General features: G+C 44.9%; 18 protein-coding genes and 1 pseudogene. 16 read left to right on the top strand and 3 right to left on the bottom strand.

From position 1 onward, the window contains the following. The first annotated feature begins 15 nt into the window (after positions 1-15). From SUN_RS08865 to SUN_RS08825, 9 genes are read left to right on the top strand one after another with little or no spacing between them, the layout of a single operon-like run. Positions 16-270 carry a hypothetical protein gene (locus tag SUN_RS08865; RefSeq protein ID WP_012083477.1) on the top strand — a complete coding sequence of 85 codons (255 nt, stop codon included), beginning with the start codon at positions 16-18 and terminating at the stop codon, positions 268-270. Between the two features lie 15 nt (positions 271-285). Next, positions 286-861 carry a dTDP-4-dehydrorhamnose 3,5-epimerase gene (gene rfbC, locus SUN_RS08860; protein WP_012083476.1) on the top strand — a complete coding sequence of 192 codons (576 nt, stop codon included), beginning with the start codon at positions 286-288 and terminating at the stop codon, positions 859-861. Beyond that, positions 854-1,720: a dTDP-4-dehydrorhamnose reductase gene (gene rfbD / locus SUN_RS08855; RefSeq protein WP_012083475.1), complete on the top strand. Its 867-nt coding sequence runs from the start codon at positions 854-856 to the stop codon at positions 1,718-1,720. The genes rfbC and rfbD overlap by 8 nt, the downstream gene beginning before the upstream one ends. Next, positions 1,687-2,250, top strand: coding sequence for a GDP-mannose 4,6-dehydratase (locus SUN_RS08850; protein ID WP_232501325.1), 564 nt, complete (start codon positions 1,687-1,689; stop codon positions 2,248-2,250). The genes rfbD and SUN_RS08850 overlap by 34 nt, the downstream gene beginning before the upstream one ends. After that, positions 2,250-3,200 carry a glycosyltransferase family 2 protein gene (locus SUN_RS08845; RefSeq protein WP_012083473.1) on the top strand — a complete coding sequence of 317 codons (951 nt, stop codon included), beginning with the start codon at positions 2,250-2,252 and terminating at the stop codon, positions 3,198-3,200. Before SUN_RS08850 ends, SUN_RS08845 begins: the two co-directional genes overlap by 1 nt. A gap of 3 nt (positions 3,201-3,203) precedes the next feature. Then, a complete protein-coding gene (locus tag SUN_RS08840; protein ID WP_012083472.1) occupies positions 3,204-5,225 on the top strand; it encodes a capsular polysaccharide biosynthesis protein in 2,022 nt (673 codons plus the stop codon). A 10-nt stretch (positions 5,226-5,235) separates the two neighbouring features. Continuing rightward, entirely contained in the window at positions 5,236-6,405 is a 1,170-nt protein-coding gene (locus tag SUN_RS08835) for a capsule biosynthesis protein (RefSeq protein ID WP_070108846.1), read from the top strand. Between the two features lie 38 nt (positions 6,406-6,443). Then, on the top strand, positions 6,444-6,602 hold the full coding sequence (locus tag SUN_RS08830; RefSeq protein WP_188085345.1) for a hypothetical protein: 159 nt from the start codon (positions 6,444-6,446) through the stop codon (positions 6,600-6,602). Between the two features lie 46 nt (positions 6,603-6,648). Beyond that, positions 6,649-7,161: a YtfJ family protein gene (locus SUN_RS08825; protein WP_012083470.1), complete on the top strand. Its 513-nt coding sequence runs from the start codon at positions 6,649-6,651 to the stop codon at positions 7,159-7,161. On the opposite strand, the gene SUN_RS08820 is transcribed toward SUN_RS08825, so the two are convergent. The 3 genes and pseudogenes from SUN_RS08820 to rpoD all read right to left on the bottom strand — a co-directional run. Next, positions 7,156-8,340, bottom strand: a complete 1,185-nt coding sequence (locus SUN_RS08820; protein WP_012083469.1) for an MFS transporter — start codon at positions 8,338-8,340, stop codon at positions 7,156-7,158. The two genes, SUN_RS08825 and SUN_RS08820, sit on opposite strands and share 6 nt — an antisense overlap. A gap of 8 nt (positions 8,341-8,348) precedes the next feature. Then, entirely contained in the window at positions 8,349-9,101 is a 753-nt protein-coding gene (locus SUN_RS08815; RefSeq protein WP_012083468.1) for a competence/damage-inducible protein A, read from the bottom strand. 134 nt (positions 9,102-9,235) lie between these two features. Further along, positions 9,236-11,077 (bottom strand): annotated as a pseudogene (gene rpoD / locus SUN_RS08810) (RNA polymerase sigma factor RpoD); the annotation flags it as partial. Between the two features lie 156 nt (positions 11,078-11,233). Between rpoD and SUN_RS08805 the strand changes: the two are divergent. From SUN_RS08805 to mnmC, 7 genes are all read left to right on the top strand, one after another. Continuing rightward, the gene (locus SUN_RS08805) at positions 11,234-11,731 is read left to right on the top strand and encodes a 3-isopropylmalate dehydratase small subunit (protein ID WP_012083466.1); all 498 of its coding nucleotides are present in this window, start codon (positions 11,234-11,236) and stop codon (positions 11,729-11,731) included. After that, complete coding sequence (gene leuB, locus SUN_RS08800) at positions 11,728-12,795, top strand: 3-isopropylmalate dehydrogenase (RefSeq protein ID WP_012083465.1); 1,068 nt, start codon at positions 11,728-11,730, stop codon at positions 12,793-12,795. Before SUN_RS08805 ends, leuB begins: the two co-directional genes overlap by 4 nt. Positions 12,796-12,801: 6 nt before the next feature. Continuing rightward, positions 12,802-13,638: a formyltetrahydrofolate deformylase gene (gene purU / locus SUN_RS08795; RefSeq protein WP_012083464.1), complete on the top strand. Its 837-nt coding sequence runs from the start codon at positions 12,802-12,804 to the stop codon at positions 13,636-13,638. A gap of 3 nt (positions 13,639-13,641) precedes the next feature. Next, entirely contained in the window at positions 13,642-14,136 is a 495-nt protein-coding gene (locus tag SUN_RS08790; RefSeq protein WP_012083463.1) for a tRNA (cytidine(34)-2'-O)-methyltransferase, read from the top strand. Further along, a complete protein-coding gene (locus SUN_RS13660) occupies positions 14,136-14,297 on the top strand; it encodes a hypothetical protein (protein ID WP_012083462.1) in 162 nt (53 codons plus the stop codon). The genes SUN_RS08790 and SUN_RS13660 overlap by 1 nt, the downstream gene beginning before the upstream one ends. 62 nt (positions 14,298-14,359) lie before the next feature. Continuing rightward, positions 14,360-16,408, top strand: coding sequence for a glycine--tRNA ligase subunit beta (gene glyS, locus SUN_RS08785; protein ID WP_012083461.1), 2,049 nt, complete (start codon positions 14,360-14,362; stop codon positions 16,406-16,408). Between the two features lie 20 nt (positions 16,409-16,428). Continuing rightward, a complete protein-coding gene (mnmC, locus tag SUN_RS08780; protein WP_012083460.1) occupies positions 16,429-17,550 on the top strand; it encodes an FAD-dependent 5-carboxymethylaminomethyl-2-thiouridine(34) oxidoreductase MnmC in 1,122 nt (373 codons plus the stop codon). Positions 17,551-17,556: the final 6 nt, after the last annotated feature.

Raw genomic sequence — 17,556 nt, 5'->3', positions numbered from 1 at the left:
CAAAAGACAATTTCAATGCCATATAAGGCAGACGAGAAGCTTTTTGACGAAATCGTCATGGAAAAAGAGGATATAGGGTATTACAATTTTGTTTCCCAGGATACTTCCGAATTCAGGCACGATGCAGAAAATGTTAGACAGAAGTACATCGCAGTTGTCGGTATAGGCGGAAGCATACTGGGGACTTCCGCAATCTATGATTTTCTGAAGCATACAAAAATACTTAATAAAAAGCCGGTTTTTCTGGTTTTTGATGAGACAGACAAATAAGAAAGCAGTAAAATAATGAAATTTACAAGAATGGAAATTTCGGATGTCATTGTGATAGAACCCAAAATACATAAGGATGAGCGTGGATACTTTATTGAAACCTTCAGAGTGGACAAACTTGAATCTTTTTTGGGTTACAAAATAGATTTCTGCCAGGATAACGAATCGAAAAGTTCAAAAGGAGTTTTGAGAGGGCTGCATTATCAGTTACCGCCCTTTGCGCAGACCAAACTCGTTCGTGTGGTTGTTGGCCGTGTTCTGGACATTGCGGTAGACATAAGAAAGGGGAGTCCTACTTTCGGCAAACATGTCGCAGTCGAATTAAGCGGTGAAAACAGAAAACAGCTTCTCGTCCCGCGCGGTTTTGCCCATGCGTTCGTCGTACTGGAAGACAATACAATTTTTGCTTACAAAGTGGACAGTTACTACTCTCCGGAATATGACAGAGGTATCTCTTATGCAGACAAAGAACTAGCGATATCGTGGCCGCTGCCTTCGGAGGAACTGAAACTTTCTACCAGGGACACCAGTCAGCCAAAGCTGCACGAAACAGATGAAATATTTGAATACGGTGTGGACCACTATGCCTAATATACTGGTAACGGGAAGTAACGGACAGTTGGGTTCGGAGATCAGAGCGTTAGCTTCGGAGGAGAACATTTTTTACTTTACGGATTCCAATGCGCTCGATATAACGGATAGAAATGCTATAGAATGTTTCTGTGAAGAGAATGCCATCGACATCATTCTGAACTGCGCGGCGTATACAGACGTCGATGAAGCGGAAAAGGAGATGAAAAATGCGGACAGAGTCAACCATCTTGCCGTAAAGTATTTGGCCGAGATTGCTAGAATGAGGAAGATGAAACTGGTGCATATCTCTACCGATTATGTATTTGATGGGACAAACTGCAAGCCTTATGTCGAGGAAGATACAACCGGCCCGAACGGAGTCTACGGAAGTACGAAACTGTTGGGAGAAGAGGTGCTCAAAATGGTGAATCCGCACAACGCGATCATCATAAGGACCTCTTGGGTTTACAGTAGTTTCGGAAATAACTTCGTCAAGACGATGCTGAGACTGGGTACGGAGAGGGAAGAGCTAGGAGTGATTTTTGATCAGGTCGGGACGCCGACATATGCTGGAGACCTGGCAAAGACTATTTTACAGATTGTACCAAAGATCGAAAATGAAAATGTAGAGGTTTACCATTTTTCAAACGAGGGGGTTTGTTCCTGGTTTGATCTTGCGAAGGCTATTTTTGAATTGGGGAATGTAAAGTGCGAAGTGTCCCCTATTGAAACCAAAGCATATCCGACACCGGCAAAAAGGCCATACTACAGTGTACTGAATAAAACAAAGATCAAAACGGCATTCGGCATAAGCATTCCGTACTGGAAAGAAAGCCTGGGTGAATGCCTGAAGAAGATACAAAAGGAAAAAGAATGAAATTGATCTTTCTGACCGGAACGGAAGGCTTTAAAGGGAGCAATTTTGCCCCCTATTTTTTGGAAAAATATTTGGACTACAGACTGGTTAATTTGGATCTACTGACGTATGTAGGAGATCCTGCAAACCTGCGGGAGTGCGTAGTGGATCCCAAATATACTTTCATTAAAGGGAATAATGGAAAAAACTTAAGAGATTGGCTTTATGTGTCCGACTATTATAAGGGGAAAGATTTGGACTACCATACAGACAAAGCAGAAAGTGTTTATAATATTGGAAGACGAAACGAGAGAACGAACCAGCAGATAGTCGAGAGGGTTACCGATGAAAAAATACTGCCACAGGCACATATTGGCAAAAAAAGCTCTAAAGAGCTAATTTCGTGTGTGGAGGATCATACTGGTCATGACCATCGCCATGCCATTGATACGATAAAGATAGAGATGGAACTGGGTTTGAAAGCGGATGAAAACTTTGACAGCAGTATAGTCAAAACAATTGAGTGGTCTTTAGAAAAGTACGGTAAGTAATGGATTCCAAGCCGAGGGTTGCAGTTTTGATTGCCGTATTTAACGGTGAAAAGTTTTTAAAGCAGCAGTTGGACTCCGTACTTGCACAGACATACAAAAACTTTAAAATATATATTTCAGATGACAATTCCTCAGACAGTACGCCCAAAATACTGTCCACTTACAAAAAAGAATATCCCGATGTTATTTTTTCTACCAAAAACCCTGTATGCCTCGGTTTTGTAAAGCACTTTGAGCATATGCTGAAAAACTCATGTGAAGAGTATATTTTCTTTTGTGACCAAGATGATATATGGCAAAAGAACAAAATAGCGATATCGATGGATGCAATGATGAAGCTGGAGTCTCTGCATAGAGGAAAACCGTGCCTGGTGCATTCCGACCTCTGTATGATCGATGGGAATGAGAGTGTATTGTACTACTCCTACTTCAGATATAGAAAATACAGACTAAAAGAGAGAAAGGATCTAGGGCATATACTTGGGCCGTGCGGTATTATGGGGAACACGATGCTGATAAACGGAAAACTCAAAGAGATCGTCTTGCCGTTCCCGGACAAACTGGATTCGCATGACTATTGGATAGGTGTAAACAATGAACTGTTCGGAGTTAGAAAAACATTGCAGCAGCCTCTAGTGCAATACCGAATACATGATACAAATACAAGTAATTCGCGTATGAGTCTACTACCAAAAAAATTTAAGTGGAACAGGGATATCAGGCTTCCAAATATGGAGACAAACAGAAAATACTATCTGAAAGAGCTCTATGAAAAAGTTGATCTTCCTAAAGACAGAAGGATCCTGCGTGCCTATCTTGCATATTTGGAATTTGCAAAAAATAGGATAGCCATATCTGTTGATCTTTTGAGATACTCATTACTAAAAAGGGATCTTTCGTTCAGAATAAAATTTTTTTTCAAACTGCTTTTAACAAATAGGTACAGGTAAGACATGCTACTTAAAAAGATAAATATTTTCCCTTATATTTATAACATTGTCCAGATCTTCAATGGAAAACAATTTAGGGGATGGGGTCGAAAAAGAACCGGCCGTTTTGCTTCTCTGTGCCATAATGTGTTTGGCGGAAAGCTTACTCTCTCCGAAGACGGTTTCATACGCTCTATCGGACTCGGCAGTGACAGATGGGAGGCTTTTTCGATTGTTAAAGATGATGTAGGTATCTATTATGACGCGACAAGGCCTTCAAGACTTGAAAATATTTTTAATACGTATAATTTTGGGAACGATGCAAAATGTATGGAGACGGCGAAGCGCGCTATCGAATTGATAAAAGCATACAAAATTTCAAAATACAATCATGTCTATGCAAAGCTTCCAGATTATCTTGAAAGCCCGGCCAGAAAAGTGCTGATCGTTGCGCAGACGGCAGGAGATGCCTCATTGTGCTATGGTATGACAAAACAGTTTGATGCAAAAGAGATGATCGTATGTGCGATAGAGGAAAACAGGGATTGTGAAGTCTATGTGAAAATACATCCCGATGTGTTGTCGGGCAGAAAAGCTTCCAGTATAGATATAGATTTTGCAGGAAAACATTGTCGTATTATAGATGAGGAGATCAATCCGGTCGTATTAATGGAAGCATTTGACAAAGTGTATACTCAGACCTCACAAATGGGATTTGAAGCGCTGCTGTTGGGCAAAAAGGTAGTTTGTTTCGGTATGCCTTTTTATGCCGGCTGGGGGCTTACGGATGACAGAGTTTTTTGCAAAAGGAGAAAACGACAGTTAAGCATGGAGGAGATTTTTGCGGGAGCGTACATTCTCTATAGTGAATATTACAATCCATATGGAAAAAAAGAGTGTGATATTATCGAGACGATCGAAATGATTCAGCGATACAGGTCTCTATATCAAGACAATAACGGAAAGCTTTATTTTTTTGGTTTTTCACGATGGAAACAAAGATCCATCAAATTTTTTTTCAAACCTTTGCAGCGTAACCAGTGTTTTTTTTGCAATAGTCTGAAGTGTGCCGCAGAGAAAAGAATTGACAAAGATTCAAAAGTTTTTATATGGGGTAAAAAAGATTTTTCCGAGGTAGTGATTTATGCAAAAAAGAACAATCTGCCTATGTATCGAATAGAGGATGGTTTTGTAAGGTCAGTTTCGCTGGGTTCTGATCTTACCAGACCATATTCGCTGGTGGTTGACAGAAGAGGGATATATTTCGACCCGACAACGGTAAGTGATCTTGAATATATCCTGCAAAACCTGGAGTTTGATGAAGTATTGCTTGAGAGAGCGAAATGGGTACAAAATTATCTTGTAGAAAATAATATATCAAAATACAACATAGAAGGTGACAAGGAAGTTTTGCTGCCGACCCTTAAGCCGAAACAGATTGTTGCCCTTGTTATAGGACAGGTGGAAGATGACGCATCGATCGTGTATGGTGGAGATGGAATGACGAATTTTGAATTATTGAGAAAAGTAAGAGAAATAAAGCCCGATGCATATATCATTTACAAGCCGCATCCAGATGTTCAGGCAGGGAATAGAAGAGGAAAAGTATCAAAAGGTATGATAGAAAAATATGCAGATATTATGATTAAGGATGTATCGCTGCCGGCACTTTTACATCAGTGTAACGAAGTGCATACCATTACATCTTTGAGCGGTTTTGAGGGAATGCTTAGGAGTAAAGAAGTTTATACTTACGGAATGCCTTTTTATGCAGGATGGGGACTGACCATAGATGCCAGGAAGTATGCAAGACGTACAAAAAAGATAACACTTTTACAGATGATTGCTGCGGTATATATTGTATACCCCCGTTATATCGATCCTAAAACGGGTTGTTTTTGTGAGGCAGAAGTGCTTTTTGAAGCTGTTGAAAAAGAAAAAAGAAGATATAATAGCGATCTTTCATACCGTTGGTATTTTTATACAAGAAATTGGATAACCCGTAAAATACGGTTGGCAATGAGGGTGGTTTTGGGTGAAAGCTAAAATAGAAAATATGCAGGGTAAACATGTGCTCCTTCTACAGGGACCAATGGGCTTTTTTTTCAAAAAGCTTGACCGTTTTCTCCGTAAAAATGGTGGTGTCACTTTTCGTATCGGTCTCAATATGGGTGACCGACTTTTTTCCTATGCTGACAATTATATGCCTTATAGAGGAACACTCTCTGCATGGGAGAAGTTCCTGGAACAATTTTTGAAAAATAGAAAAATAGAGAAGATTTTCCTTTTTGGAGATTGCAGGCCTTACCAGAAGATTGCAAAAAAAGTCGCATACCGAATGAAAATAGAAGTTTATGTATTTGAAGAAGGGTATGTCAGGCCACACTATATTACCTTGGAACGATTCGGTGTAAACGGTTTTAGCCAGATGCCAAGAAAGGCATCTTTTTATCATGCTTTGCCGAATGTAGAGATTGAAAGTCCAAAGCATGCTCGGCATAGTAAACTCAAGATGATTCTCAGTGCGACACTTTATTATGCAGCTGCAAACATTTTCTTTTTTCGATACCCCTTTTATGAACACCATCGTGATTTTTCTGCGATAAAAGAGGCCTTTTATGGAATAAGAAGTTTTTTGAGAAAAGGCTTATATATGTTAACTGAGAGAAGATATGATTCTTTGATAAGGGGTGGTCTTTCCGGATACTACTATTTCGTGCCCCTTCAGACATATAACGACTTTCAGATACTTCAGCACTCAAATTACAGGTCGATCGAAAAATTTATTATTGAAGTACTCGAATCGTTTGCACGTCATGCACCAGTGGGCCGATACCTTCTTTTCAAGCATCATCCTGTTGATAGAGGCCGCAGGGACTATACGGTATTTATCAGACAGCAGGCCCAACTTCTTGACATAGAAAAACGTATTATTATTTTACATGATGTACATCTTCCCACCTGCTTAAAGCATGCTATTGGTACCATAACGATTAACAGTACAGTCGGTTTTTCGTCTATTGGGCATAATACACCGACAATAACACTGGGCAATGCGATTTATGATATAGAGGGATTGACCAGCAAAGGTATGTCTCTCAAAAAATTTTGGCACCAGTGTAAAAAACCAGATAAACTGTTATATTTGAAATTTAAAAGATATCTTATAGAAACAACGCAATTGAATGGAAGTTTTTATGGTCTTTTCCCTGTAGAGTTTAGATGAAATTTATGCGGGTAATAAAACCTTCTAGTACTGCAAAGTTGATCATAGGGAATCGAAATGTTTTTGTTTATTTTATTACCAACTCTAAAGAGAGAGCAAGGCTTTTCCGGTCAGACTATCAAGAACGTATTTCCAAAGGGACCGTAGCAGAGGTAAGCAGATACCTGGACAACGAAAAAACGGACAGCGGGGTATAATATTTATGAAAGAATGGTACTATAAAATAAAAGAGAAGGTTTGACTATGAAAAAGATTATCTTGGGTTGTCTATTGACAGCTGTAAGCAGTATGGCTATCGAATTGGGGAAAGTACCGCCGAGTGTAGAGTTGAGCGGTGCAAGCGGCGGAAAGGTCGATGGAACGGCTTGGAGCTCTTCCATGCTGAAGGGTAAAGTGCATATCCTTTTTTATGTGGACCCTGACGAGCGTGATCTGAACAAAGCTTTGACACAGGCACTCAAAAAACGCCATTTTGACAGGAAAAAATATGCTTCCGTAGCCGTTATCAATCTGGCGGCTACCTGGCTTCCCAATGTCATTCTGGAGTCCAAGCTCAAAGCCAAGCAGAAAGAGTTTCCCGATACGATCTACGTTAAAGACAAGAAAAAGGTAGTATTGAAGAAGTGGGACCTTGCAGATGACAATTCTGATATCCTTATCTTTGATAAAAGTGGTAAGCTGATCTATAAAAAGTTCGGAAAACTGTCGGATAAAGAGATAAAGAGTGTACTTGCGCTCATTGAGAAAAACTTATAGGTATCTCTTTCTGAACCATCCGTAATAGAGTGAAAAAAAGACAAACCCCAGACCCAAAGCGGCGGTAATGAATTCCAGTGACAGTCCCCATTTTGAAGCGCTCCCGATGAAAAGTGCCGTAGCGACATTGGTGAGCATGAAGACCATGTCATTGTAGGAGATGACACGGCCCATGTATTTGGGCTCGGTGGCTTCCTGAATGAGCAGATAAGTATAGGACCACAGTATGGTGATAAAAAAGCCGGTGACAAAGAGGCCGATGAGTGCGAGGTAGAAGTGCTGCTCAAGCAGTGACCAGAGCACTATGGCAGTTCCCTGAAGCAGAAAGAACCAGTGCAGGTTCTCTTTGGAGATGATCTTGCCTATGAAGAACGGGCCGATCATCAGACCTAGCGCGCGCGTGGCGTTCATCATCCCGATGGCCAGCGGTACGGCGATGAACTCTTTGTAGCGGAAGTCCGCCAGCAGGGTGATGAGCGCGTCAAAGCTGGTCAGTCCCACGGAGGCATGCAGTACGATGAGGTGTATCAGTTTTCGTTCGCTTTTGAGGTAGGTAAAGCCTTCTTTGAGCATTTTTGGAACGGAACTGACATGCGTACTCTTTTCAAGTTTGAGCCTGAGTCCCAGAAGCAGCAGTACGGCTACGGAGTAGAGCAGTGCATCTGTTACAAAGGCCGCATCAAAACCGATGTAGTAGGTTACGATGCCTCCCACGGCCATGCCCGAAGCGTAGGTGAAGGACCAGATGATGGAGTGGATCTCGTTTGTGTTCTTGAGCATCTGACCTTTGAGCAGTTTGGGAAAGAGCGCCATCTCCGCCGAAAAGAGCAAGGAAGCGGCGGCCGAGCGCAGAAAGATGAGTATCATAAGCACCCAGACAAAGGCAAGTGAATCGATGAAGATGAAACACAGTGTTGCAGCGATCTCGACAAGTAGCATAGCAAGCATCAGCTTTTTGAAATCGACCCTGTCGATGACAATGCCGATGAGCGGCGCAAGAACGACGGCTGGTAGCATCGCCATGGCTGCGGTGAGCGCGATGGTCATTTCGTCGGCCCCGAAAAAGACGAGCATGGAGAAGATGGCCACCTGGGAGAACCAGGTACCGAAATAGGAGATGAGCTGTATGAGCGAAAGTCTGGCGACAACAGGATGTTTGAGGGTTTCTCTATAGGTCATGAAACAATTCAGGCTTCGTCGTTCAGGCCGTAGCGGATCTGTTTTTTCTCAAGCAGATCGATGTAGCGCTGGAAGGCCTCTTTTGCTTTTTCTTCGTCGTGTGAAGCCACCGAGATGGAAACCCTCCATCCGTCGGTGTAGAGTTTGGGGAGAGAGGAGAACTCCACCTCTTTGGGCATCTGCTCCATCACTTCGATGAGCTCGTTCTCTTTGCACAAAGCGGTAAGCGTATAGCGGTAGTAGGGTTTTGATTCCGGCAGCAGCTTTGCCACGATCTCTTCCACCATGGGATGGCTCATTTCCGGGAAACCGGGCATGAAGAAGTAGCGTTCGTCTAGAGAAAAGGCGGGCATCTTGTTCACCGGGTTGTCAAGGAGTTCTGCCCCTTTGGGAAGCTGGGCCATTTTAATGGGGTGGGGGTAAGCCTCTTTACCCAGTTTTTCCTCAATGATCTTTTTGGCTTCGGGATGTTCATAGAGCTTTCCGTTACGAAGTGCGATGGCCGCACATTTGCGTGTATGGTCGTCGGGCGTGGAGCCTATGCCGCCAAAAGAGAAGAGCACAGGGTTGGGCTGCGAAGCGATGAACTTTATGGTCTGAACGATGAGGGCAGGGTCATCTTCTATGATGAAAGAACCGGTGAGCTTTGCACCTTTATTGGCCAGTGTTCTTGTCACAAAGTCGAAATGCTTATCCTCGCGTCTGCGGTTGAGGATCTCGGTGCCGATGATGAGAGTGAAGAATTGGGGTTGGGACATCATGTGATTTCTCCTGGTGACGGAAACGTCATTCTGAATTTATTTCAGAATCTCTTGAGGGCGGGAATATGGAATTTCCAAGGGGATCCTGAAACCGTCATGCCGGACTCCGATCCGGTATCAGGATGACGTTGTGATTACTCTTCGATATAATTCTTAAGCTTACGTCCGACCTTCGGATGTTTCAGCTTTTTGATGGCCGAGGACTCTATCTGTCTGACTCGCTCTCTGGTGACATTGAGTTCTTTACCGATCTCTTCTAGTGTTCTGTCGCTCTCATCTTCAAGCAGTCCAAAACGCATTCTAATGACGGCTTTTTCTCTTTCGTTGAGCTGGTCAAGTACCTCGTCAATCTGGTTGTTAAGGTCGTCCTTGAGGACGGCATCTGTAGGGGACAATGTCGTTTTATCCTCGATGAAGTCACCGAATCTGCCGTCATCCTCGTCACCCACAGGTGTTTCGAGAGAGACTGGCTCTTTGGTGATCTTGATGACATTTTTGACCTTGTCCACGGTCAGTCCTACTTCTTTGGCGATCGTTTCGAGATCGGGCTCTTTCCCGGTCTCCTGGAGATGCTTTCTGATGATCTTGTTGATACGGTTGATCGTCTCTATCATATGGATAGGGATACGGATAGTCCTTGCCTGGTCCGCAATGGCACGGCTGATCGCCTGGCGGATCCACCATGTCGCATAGGTGGAGAACTTGTATCCTTTTTCATACTCGAACTTGTCGACCGCTTTCATCAGGCCGATGTTCCCCTCCTGGATGAGGTCGAGGAAGGGAAGGCCTCTGTTGGTGTAACGTTTGGCGATGGAGACGACCAGTCTGAGGTTCGACTTCGCCATACGCGTCTTGGCCACTTCACTCTTTGCTTTACCCTGACGGATCTGTTCCAGGATTGCCTGGAGTTTTTCTTCGGAGAGATCAAAGCCCCCTTTACTCGCTTCTCTGGTCTCGAAAAGTTTTTTGATCTCCACATAGGTACTTACCATAGTCGTTTCAGGTACGGCATCAATAATATCTTCTTTGTCCATATTGATGATATTGTCGAGGATCTTTTGGTGGTTTTCTTTGAGTGTATCGTTGAAAAGCGGGAGTTTGTACTCGAGACGCTTGAGCTCTTTGTCGAAACTGTCATCACTTTTGAGTGCAGTCTCCATAGCTTTGACCAGTTCGTTGATCAGCTTGGATGTCGGCCCGAGATCGAGCAGGGCAGCTTTAAGCTGCTCTTTTTTAAAGGCGATCTTGAGTCTTTCGTGGGTGATCTTGACAGGGTCGGTCTCTGTTTCCATGAATTTCTCAAGGTCTTCGCGTGCTTTCATCCACTCTTTTTTGGCCTTTTCGAGTTTTTTGAAGCTCTCTACGACCTGCTTGACCCTTTTGTCATTCTTTGGTGTACCGTCTCCGCCGTCTTCGCCTTCCGCTGCATCATCGTCCGAATCGCTTTTGTCATCTTCAAAACTTTTGAAAAGCTCCTTGACACGTCTTTCTCGGTTGAGCAGAGGTTCTTTGTAGTTGAGGATGTAGCCGATGAGGTACGGTACGGAACAGATGGCATCAATGATGATGTCCTCACCTTCCTCGATACGCTTGGAGAGGTCAACTTCTTCTTCTTTGGTCAGTAGCGGGATCTTTCCCATTTCACGCAGGTACATTCTGACAGGAGAGTCGGAACGGCTCCACTCGAGAAGCTCTTTCTCTTTATGCAGATCGAACTCATCTTCCTCTGAACCGCCTTTTTTTCTGGCATCTTCTCTTCGTTTTTTCTCTTTTGCTATGAGGTAACTGGCATATTCGGAAGCAGAAATAATATTGACTTTGTTCTCTTCGGAAAGTTTATGGATCTTCTTCGCCTGGGCAGCTGTAACTTGTTTACCGAATTCTTTGGCGATGTTTTCAAAGGTGACCACATCGCCTTTCTTTTTAGATTTAAATAATGCCTCTACGTTTTTCATGCTGTCTTTTGCTGCCATTTTTGTCCTTGATTTTGAAAGAGATGGGGTTTAAAAATTAATTAAGGTGGATTATACCGAAATTTTCTTCATTTTTACCGTTAAATTTGTTAAATTTCAGTTTTTTGGCTATAATCGCAAAAATTTTTATGGAATTCAATTCCAGCTAAAGGATGAACTTTGCAAGGTAAAGTTTGGAAATTCGGTGACAATATCGATACAGATCTGATCATCGCAGCGAGATATTTGAATACAAGTGAGCCGGCTGAACTGGCAAAGCATGTTATGGAAGATGCAGACCCGGAGTTCGTTTCCAAAATGCATGAAGGGGACATCATTGTAGCGGGTGAGAACTTCGGATGCGGTTCAAGCCGTGAGCATGCACCTATCGCACTGAAAGCGGCAGGGATCAATGCGGTCATCGCACCTACGTTCGCGCGTATCTTTTACAGAAACGCCTTCAATATGGGATTGCCTATCTTTGAACTTCCCGAAGCGGAAGAGATCAATGAGGGTGATGTGGTCAGGGTAGACATGGATGCCGGTGAGATCATCAATGTGACACAGGCAAAAACATACAAATTCACCCCGATCCCTGAATTCATGCAGGAACTTGTCAATGCAGGCGGGCTGATCGAATTCGCAAAACAGGAAATCCAGGAAGGAGCAAAGCAATGAAAACATATAAAATAGGTGTGATCAAAGGTGACGGGATCGGTCCCGAGATCGTAGATGAAGCAATCAAGGTACTCGACGCGGTCTCTGTAGCACAGGGATTCAACCTCAAATATGATGAAATGCTGCTTGGCGGTGCAGCCATCGATGAGACAGGCGTACCTCTTCCGGAAGAGACCATCCAGGGCGTCAAAAAATGCGACGCCGTGCTTTTTGGTGCGATCGGCGGGCCAAAGTGGGACAACCTCGAGCGTCATTTGAGACCGGAAACAGGCCTTCTGGGACTCAGAAAAGAGATGGGAACCTTCGCCAACCTCAGGCCGGCAATGGTCTATGACGAACTGGTGAATGCTTCAAGCCTCAAACCTGCCGTGATCCAGGGTGTGGACATCATGGTGGTACGTGAGCTTACAGGTGGTATCTACTTCGGGCAGCCAAGAGAGTTACATGAGGACGAAGCGTTCAATACCATGATCTATACGAAAGAAGAGGTCAGACGTATCGCGATCGTGGCATTTGATATCGCTATGAAGCGTGACAAACGTATCTGTTCCGTTGACAAGGCTAATGTTCTTGAAGTCAGCCAGTTCTGGAGAGAGATCGTTGAAGAGATAGCGAAAGACTACCCTGAAGTGGAACTCACCCATATGTATGTGGACAATGCCGCGATGCAGCTCATCCGTGATCCCAAACAGTTCGATGTGATCCTGACAGGAAATATTTTCGGCGACATCCTTTCCGATGCAGCCTCCATGCTTTCCGGTTCCATTGGCTTGCTTCCGAGTGCGAGTACCGGTAAGGGTGTAGGGCTTTTCGAGCCTATCCACGGCTCTGCACCCGATATTGCAGGGCAGGGGATCGCCAACCCGCTTGCAACGATTTCGAGTGCAAGCATGATGCTGCGTTATGCCCTGAATGAGAATGAAGCGGCGGACAGGATCGATGAAGCGATCAGAAAAGCACTTGCAGAAGGTTACAGAACCGGGGATATCGGTGACTACGATGCAAAAGAGATCTGTACCTGTACGGAAATGGGTGATATCATCGCCGATTATGCGAGCCGATAAGACCTGATGGAAACTAAAGCACGCGTACTCATTGACTGTCACGATGCCAAAGGTCTGGTCTACAAGATCTCCAAGATCTTCTATGAGCGGGACCTGAATATCGACTCCAACCGCGAGTTCGTCGACAAAGAGAAAGAAAGATTCTTCATGCGTACGGTCGTCTCCGGGACGTTTGGGATCGATGAACTCGATGTGGCACTCAGGGAAGTGGCACCCATAGATGCACATATTCGGGTGATCGCTCCCAAAAACAAGAAAGTAGTGCTTCTTGCCACGAAAGAATCCCATGCTCTGGGAGATATTCTTATCCGTAATGCAGCAGGAGAACTGGGTGCGAGTATCGAATGTGTCATTGCCAACCATGAGACACTTCGTGAGTTGGTAGAGCGTTTCAACATTCCTTTCTTCCATGTGCCTGCCGAAGGCCTGGCAAGGGAAGAGCATGAAGCCAGGGTTATGGAAAAGATCGATGAGCATGACTTTGACTTCATCGTACTTGCCAAATACATGCGTATATTGACCCCTTCTTTCGTAGCGGCCTACCCGAAGCAGATCATCAATATCCACCACTCCTTCCTTCCCGCATTCATCGGTGCGAACCCGTACAAGCAGGCGTATGAGCGAGGGGTGAAAATCATCGGTGCGACAGCACACTTTGTTACGAACGACCTGGATGAAGGACCCATCATTGCGCAGGATGTCATCCCTGTGAACCACCGTTTTGACTGGAAAGAGATGCAGCGTGCCGGACGCGATGTGGAAAAAGTGGTCCTCTCCCGTGCACTCAACCTTGTGCTGCATGACCGTGTTTTCGTCAACGGAAACAAAACGATAATCTTCTAAACCATGTTTAATATAGTACTGGTCGAACCCCAGATACCGCAGAATACCGGGACAATCGGACGTCTCTGCGTCAATCTTGGTGCAACACTGCATCTTATTAAACCTCTTGGGTTTGATATCGACGACAAGGCGGTCAAACGTGCCGGCTTGGACTACTGGAAACATCTTGACCTGGTGGTCTGGGAGAGTTTCGAGGCATTCCTGAAAGAACATCCCATTGATGAACACAGCTACATGTCAACGACGAAAACGGACAATCTCTACTTCAATGCCCCGTTTAAAAAAGGGGATTACATCCTTTTCGGTTCCGAGACCAAAGGGATAGATGAAAAAGTGCTTCTGGCCCATCCTGAGCAGTGCATTACCATTCCCATGGGCGGTAAGGGAAGAAGTCTCAACCTCGGTGTGAGTGTGGGAGTGGTCATCTATGACGCACTGCGCCAGAACTATGAGGGATTCGAGAAAATCACGATCCCCAATACCTTGAAGGAAAGCTAATGTCTTTTGGAGATATTCTGTATATTGTTGTTGCTATCCTCTTTGCCTACATGACCTTTGTCATCATCAGAAACAATTTCCGTTCCAAATTCGATGAAGAGCAGAGACGGAAAGACCTTGTAGATGAGTATGAAGATGACTATACTGAGGACAAGGACTAACCCCCTATTTACCAACATTTGGATAAAATAAGTGCCATTATTATGCGTACAGGATTATCCATATGACACAACCACTACTTATAGAGATCGGCGTAGAAGAACTTCCCGCCATCCCACTGCTCAAGATCGTATCCAACATTGAAAGATCATGGAAAGATATCCTAAAGAATTACAAACTCGACAATGAATTTGAATTTATCTATACTCCCCGACGCCTGGTACTCAAACATGCAGCCATGCCTGAAAAACAGGAAGACCAGACCATCGAACTGATGGGGCCTCCGATCGCGGCTGCCATCAAAGACGGTGTGCCGACCAAGGCAGCCGAAGGTTTTGCCAGAAAATGTGGTGTGCCTTTTGAGGAACTCGGACGTGCCGACAACAACGGCAGGGAAGTGCTCTACTACAAAAAGGAAGAGAGGGGTGCACAGACAGCTGCTTTGCTTCAGGAGATGCTTGAAAAGTGGATTGCCTCTATGTCCTTTGGCAAGATGATGCGCTGGGGAAGCAGAAGTGACGAATTCATCCGGCCGATCAGATGGCTTCAGGTAAGAATGGGCGATGAGTCCATTCCTGTAGAACTTTTCGGTGTGCAGTCCGATACGAAGACCTATGTGCACAGAATGGTGAATTATGATGCGTTGGAAGTGCCGAATATCGATGCCTATGAGGCGATCCTGAAAGAGGGTGCGGTACTTCTGTATCCCAAAGAGAGAGAAGCAGTCATTCTGGCTGAATTCGACGCACTGGAAGCGGAACACGGCATTCTTATAGAAAGAGACAGGGCTCTGCTTGCCGAGGTCGTTGCCATTACGGAAAACCCCAAAGCACTGGTAGGAAGTTTCGATGAACTTTTCCTTGAGCTTCCGCCTGAAGTGATCATCACTTCCATGAAAGAGCATCAGCGTTATTTCCCTGTATTTGAGAACGGAAAGATCACGAACAAATTCGTGGTGGTCAGCAATGCCTATACCGATGACTATTCCAAGGTGATTGCAGGGAACGAGAGGGTACTCAAGCCCCGCCTTGCGGACGGACTCTTTTTCTATAAAAATGACCTCAGGAATGGACTTTCCACAGATGGCCTGGAAAAAGTTCAGTTCATTGACGGCCTTGGTTCTCTTGCAGACAAGATCAAAAGGGAAAAGAGCATCGCCGTCAGACTGCTTGCACTCTATATGGATAGACTCGAAGCAGGAACGGGCAAAAACTCAGCAGAGCTTGAAAGGCTGATGGACAGGGCAGTGGAGCTTGCCAAGGCGGATCTCATGAGCGAAATGGTCTACGAGTTTACCGAGCTTCAGGGACTGATGGGATACTACTACGCCAAGGCTCTGGGAGAGGACCCTCTGGTCTACAATGCGATCAAAGAGCAGTATATGCCTGTGGGTGAGGGAGCTGAACTGCCGACATCTCTCTTCTCTTCCATAGTGGCGATGAGTATCAAGCTCGATACCCTCTTCGGACTCTTTTCTGTAGGCAAGATCCCGACGGGTTCAAAAGACCCGTTCGCACTGAGACGTGCAGTGAACGGTATCGTCCGTATCGTCACCGATAACGATATCACTTTCAATATCGACGATATCATCGAGCTGCTCAAAGCAGAATATGCAGAATTCAATACGGATGAACTCAAAGACTTCATCATCGAGCGTATCAACAAATCACTCGATGCCAATCCGTCGGTCATCGCCGCAGTACTGGCAAGCGGTGAACGTGACATCAACGAGATCGCCAAGAAAGTGGCGGCGCTCAACGAGATCGTTTCTGCTGATACATTTAAAGAGCAGTTCTCCACTTTCAAACGTGTAGCGAACATCTCCAAAGATGTTGATCTTGACGGTGACCTGAGCATTGATATCTCCTTATTTAAAGAGGAAGCTGAAGTGGCACTCTATACTGCCTATGAAAAAGTGATCCACCAGGATTTCCCTGACTACAAGACACGTCTTGAAGCACTTTTTGGCCTGAAACGTGAGTTGGATACCTATTTTGACGATGTCATGGTCAATACGGAGGATGAAGCACTGAAGACAAACAGACTACATACGATCGGGTCTATCTATAAGACTTTTAGAGATATTGCAGATATTAAAGAGATTTCTGTTTGACTGAAATAAAGTGAGATAGAATGTCTCAAATCTACGATACTATCGTCATAGGAGCGGGTATCTCGGGGTGCTGTACGGCGTTCACTTTACAGCAGAAGGGCCAGAAGGTCCTTTTGGTGGATCGCAGCGGGGTAGCGGCGAGCGGTGGTTCGGGTGCGGCAGGAGCGTTCGTCTCCCCCAAGATCGGTAAGGGCTCTCCGCTTCAGAAACTGACCAACGAAGCCTTTTACTTCTCAAAAGATTTCTATCTTAAACACTTTCCGGACTATTTTCATCAGACAGGGGTGATCCGCATTCCCAAAGATACCGAAGATGCGGAAAAATTTCATCTCTATGAACCTTTCAACGAAGCACAATACAGATGGGTAGCAAAAGAGGAACTTGAAAAACTCGGTATCCGGAACTGCAAAGAGAGCTTTTTCTTTGAAGAGGCAGGAGTATGTGATGCCCCGGAACTATGCAATGCCATATTGCAACAGCTTCCTTTTAAACAATTCGATGTTGCACAACTCATTGATACTGACGGCCACTGGACACTTTTCAACGCTCAGGGCTCAACACTCAACGCGAAAAACGTAGTTTTGTCCACTGGCTACCAGAACACCCTTTTCGATATGCGCTATATGGGTGTCAGAGGCACCTGGGGATCGCGCGGGGATTATGAGAGTAAGCTGGACCTGAAAGTCAGCATGCATAAAAGTATCTCCGTCTCCGCCAATATAAACGGCATCATCAAAATCGGGGCGACACATGTAAAATCCAGGGAGCCCTGTAGGCTCTGCGACGGAAAACCGCTTCGGACACTGGAAGAGAAGGCAGCAAGAATGGTCAATACCGGCGACTTCAGGCTCAAAGAGACCTTTTGCGGAATGCGTTCAGGTTCCAAAGACTATGTTCCCCTGGCCGGCAGAGTGATAGATGTGCCGTTCATGTTCGAAGCCTATCCCTCTATCGTACGGGGAGCAAAACCTCCGCTGAAACATAGGGAGAATCTCTATGTTTGCAACGGTCTTGGAGGACGGGGCTTTGTCTTTGCCCCTCTGATGGCCGAGTGGCTGGCCGAGTCCATCGTGACGGGAAAAGAGATGGATCAACGAGTGAATCCGGACAGATTGTTTTTGAAGTGGTGTAGAAAACTGTAGGGTGCG

It is taken from the genome of Sulfurovum sp. NBC37-1 (assembly GCF_000010345.1).
GTDB lineage: Bacteria > Campylobacterota > Campylobacteria > Campylobacterales > Sulfurovaceae > Sulfurovum.
The sequence above is the reverse complement of the archived record's forward strand: the minus strand, read 5'-3'. Positions and strand labels throughout refer to the sequence as shown.